The sequence below is a fragment of the Acinetobacter sp. YH12049 genome, from assembly GCF_013419875.1.
In the GTDB taxonomy this organism is placed as follows: Bacteria; Pseudomonadota; Gammaproteobacteria; order Pseudomonadales; family Moraxellaceae; genus Acinetobacter; species Acinetobacter amyesii.
The window spans coordinates 1-4,011 of the sequence record NZ_VOZH01000088.1 but is presented as its reverse complement, the minus strand read 5'-3'; the positions used below and the strand labels follow the sequence as shown (position 1 = coordinate 4,011).

At 41.5% G+C, this 4,011-nt stretch carries 4 protein-coding genes; 2 read left to right on the top strand and 2 right to left on the bottom strand.

What is annotated here, in order from left to right; translation table 11 throughout:
* The first annotated feature begins 191 nt into the window (after positions 1–191).
* Both FTU05_RS17415 and FTU05_RS17410 read left to right on the top strand, forming a co-directional pair.
* A complete protein-coding gene (locus tag FTU05_RS17415) occupies positions 192–1,100 on the top strand; it encodes a GGDEF domain-containing protein (protein ID WP_180166177.1) in 909 nt (302 codons plus the stop codon).
* Between the two features lie 130 nt (positions 1,101–1,230).
* The gene (locus tag FTU05_RS17410; protein ID WP_168379257.1) at positions 1,231–2,139 is read left to right on the top strand and encodes a polyprenyl synthetase family protein; all 909 of its coding nucleotides are present in this window, start codon (positions 1,231–1,233) and stop codon (positions 2,137–2,139) included.
* Positions 2,140–2,334: 195 nt separating this feature from the next.
* On the opposite strand, the gene putP is transcribed toward FTU05_RS17410, so the two are convergent.
* Both putP and FTU05_RS17400 read right to left on the bottom strand, forming a co-directional pair.
* Complete coding sequence (gene putP / locus FTU05_RS17405) at positions 2,335–3,825, bottom strand: sodium/proline symporter PutP (RefSeq protein ID WP_180166175.1); 1,491 nt, start codon at positions 3,823–3,825, stop codon at positions 2,335–2,337.
* Positions 3,826–3,915: 90 nt separating this feature from the next.
* Positions 3,916–4,011, bottom strand: a 96-nt coding sequence (locus tag FTU05_RS17400) for a transposase domain-containing protein (RefSeq protein WP_130075492.1), incomplete at its 5' end; no start/stop codon positions are given.

Genomic DNA, 4,011 nt, shown 5'->3' with positions numbered 1-4,011 from the left:
ATACGTAATTTAAGGGTTTTCATGTACTTATATTAACAATCAAAACTCAAGGAAAATAGTCCTTAGTTAAATCAAACGACACTTCATGTCGTGTCGCTTATATCTCTGACCTGAAGGACAGAGTTTTTACGCTCCATTTGATAAAATCGGACCTACCTACTGAACAATTAGCTGTATTAGAAGCGTTGCCAATGCCTGCTGCGTTATTTTCTGCGACAGCTGAGCTGATATGCGCCAATCAAATATTTAAACATCGATTTCAGTCAGACTTACAAGAGATTGTATTGAATCATGTGTCCGTGATGCAGCAAAAAACCAAAGCCACAAGTTCTGAGTTTGATTTACGCTGTTTAGAGAACGATAGCATTGAACCCTTTATGTATAGTGAAAATGAACGGCATTATTGGTTCACGCTAAAACCAAAGTTTCAACAAGGTGGCGATTTGGAATATGTGTTGTTGTGCTGTGCGGACATTACAAATTTAAAGCAATTCGAATTATCACTGTTGAAACATAACCAACAACTCGAACAACAAGTTTATTTTGATTATTTGACAGGGATAAAAAATCGACGAGGTTTTGATTTAGACCTTTCTCAGTGGCAAAAAAGCTTCGCGGTTGAACAAGCCGATGAAATTTGTTTGATGATGCTCGACTTAGACAATTTTAAGCAAATCAATGATATCTACGGTCATGCATTTGGCGATGAGGTTTTAAGAAAAAGTGCGCAGCTTTTAAGGGTGCAAATTAGTCAACACGCAGATGCACAAATATATCGCATGGGTGGGGAAGAGTTTGCAATGATTTTGCCACGCACGGCTATATCGACTGCATGTTCGATTGCACAACAATGTTGTGAGCAAATCTATGCTTCTTCGATGAATTATGCGGATAAGGCTTTACAACTGAGTATCTCATGCGGAGTGGCCTTGTGGGATGGTACAGAGTCATTTTTTGAAACATTGGCACGTGCCGATCAGGCTTTGTATCAAGCCAAGAAAGGCTCGAAAAATTGTACTTGTTTTAATGATGGACAAAATGTGGCGCTATTTGAGGAAACGACATTTAAAAAACCATCAGACTGTGGGAAAAACACATAGATTTAGGTCGTAACATAGAGAAAGATCTGAGAAAGCAGTATGATGCAACAGGTCAAAATTGACAGAAAACATTGGCAGTCGATTTGCTAATGAACGAAGCAGTTAAATATTTAAAGTATTTGAGGTGAATGTGTCTTCTTTAACAGACGTTTCCACACATGCCCTGACAGAAGCGCAGCAGCGTATTCAGCAGGATTTACTGACAGCGCTTGATGCATTTTCAATTCCAGAACCCTTAAAAGGGGCGGTGTATCATGCTGTGATGTTGGGTGGAAAACGTGTTCGACCGGCACTTTGTTATGCAACAGCAGCATTAAAACCCAATACCAATTTTGCAGCAGTACGCCGTGCTGCGGTGGCAATTGAATTTATTCATTGCTATTCATTGGCACACGATGATTTGCCGTGTATGGACAATGATTTACTTCGTCGTGGTCAACCAACTTGTCATGTGGCTTTTGGTGAAGATACGGCCTTACTTGCTGGCGATATTTTACAATCGATGGCATTTGAAGTTTTAGGTAGTCGTCTTTTTGATCAAGGCCCAGCCGTTGAAGCACCAATCATCTTAAAGCAAATGCAAATTTTAGCGACTGCAACTTCAAAAATGGTCAATGGCCAAGTTCTAGACTTACAAGCGGAAGGCAAGCATGTCAGTCAGGATGAACTAGAAAATATTCATCGAAATAAAACTGGTGCTTTAATTTCTGCCGCAATCATGATGGCGGCAGTGACAATATTTAATGGCACAGATCAAGCCATTCCTAAACTCCGTGAATTTGGTCTTGCGATTGGTTTAGCCTTTCAGGTGCAAGATGATATTTTAGATATTATTGCTGACACTGAAGCATTGGGTAAAACAGCGGGTAAAGATCAACAAGTGGATAAATCCACATATCCTGCGTTAATGGGCCTTGATCAAGCGCAAGCATATGCAGAAGAATTACATGCACAAGCACTTCAAGCTTTGGATTATTTTGCAGAAGATGCGGCAGAATTACACAAGATCACGCAGTTTTTATTAAATCGTCAAAGTTAATATGACGTAGTAAAGACATTAGCCCACACATGTAACGTGTTGTGGGCATTTTTATATTTTGTACATTTGGGACAGATGTGAATAAACATCTAAGTAATATCAAAATGGATGACATGATAAAAAACAAAAAAGGACGCTAGGCGTCCTTTTTTGCAGATATTAAAACTTAGAGCTTAAATTTAAGTGCTATTGGTCTTAAATACTTTCTTTATAGATACGATCTGCTTCTTCAAACTTTTCAGTGACTTCAGCAGATGGTGCTTTGCCCATTAAGCTTACAATGATGATTGCAAGTAGTGAGCAGATGAAGCCCGGAATAATTTCATAAACGCCTGTATCGCCCCACAGGTTTTTCCATAGAATGACCATGACTGCACCAACCACCATACCGGCTAAAGCACCGTTCAATGTCATACGTTTCCAGAACAATGACATGATAATCAGTGGGCCAAATGCAGCACCAAAGCCTGCCCATGCATATGCGACGAGACCAAGGACTTTAGAGTCAGGATTACCCGCCATATAGATCGCAAGCAACGCAATCATTAACACCATGAAACGGCCGACCCAAACCAATTCTTTTTGTGAGGCATTTTTACGTAAGAATGATTTATAAAAGTCTTCAGTTAAGGTACTTGAACAGACTAAAAGCTGACAGCTTAAGGTACTCATGATCGCAGCTAAAATCGCAGCCAATACGATACCTGCCACCCATGGGTTAAATAGAATTTTAGTCAATTCCATAAAGACCGTTTCAGGGTTTGCTGTAACGACACCTGCCAGTTCTGGATGCTGTTGGAAATAAGCAATACCGAAGAAGCCTGCTGCAACTGCGCCACCGAGGCAGAGCGTCATCCATGTCATACCAATACGGCGTGCATTGGGAATCGATTTAACAGAATCAGCTGCCATGAAGCGGACTAAGATATGCGGTTGACCAAAATAGCCTAAGCCCCATGCCAATAAAGACATGATTGCGACAAAACTTAAGTCAGCAAATACATCCATGGCTTGAGGGCGTGCCGCTTCTAGTGCCAGAGTGAACTGGCTTAAATCAGAGAATGACAACATGACCACGATAGGGGTAAGTAGCAAGGCAAAAATCATAAAGCCCGCTTGAATGGTATCGGTCCAACTGACAGCAAGGAAGCCACCAATAAACACATAGCTCACCGTTGCAATGGCACTGATCCAAAGCGCAGTGCTATACGACATACCAAACATACTTTCAAATAATCGAGCGCCTGCAACCATGCCTGAAGCACAGTAAATTGCGAAGAAAATCAAAATAATCACAGCTGACACGATACGTAAGATTTTCTTTTTATCGTTAAAACGATTTGAGAAATAGTCAGGTAGGGTTAAAGCATTATTTTGAACTTCGGTATGTACACGGAGACGACCTGCCACAAGTAGCCAGTTGAGCCAAGCACCGATGATCAGACCAATTGCAATCCACATTTCAGATAAACCTGAAAGGTAAATCGCCCCCGGAAGACCCATGAGCAACCAACCACTCATATCCGATGCACCTGCAGAAAGGGCAGTGACAAAGCTCCCTAATCGGCGGCCACCTAAAATGTAGTCAGAAAAGTTACTGGTCGCACGGTATGCAAGTAAACCGATCACGACCATGGCGACAATATAAAAGAGAAAGGTAATTAGGGTGGGATTCAGGGAGCTCATACGGTATCCGCTTTGGCGTTGGACAATTGCGTTTAATTAGGGGACTCAATGGGATTTGCCGTAAGCGTCCGCTGAATCCCATACCAATTTTTAATTCGATTCAGGTTTCCAGCAGTGCGGCAGCAATTCTTCAATTTGGGTCACTTTGTGTGTCGGCAGCCTTTTCAGCACATCACTTAAATAGGC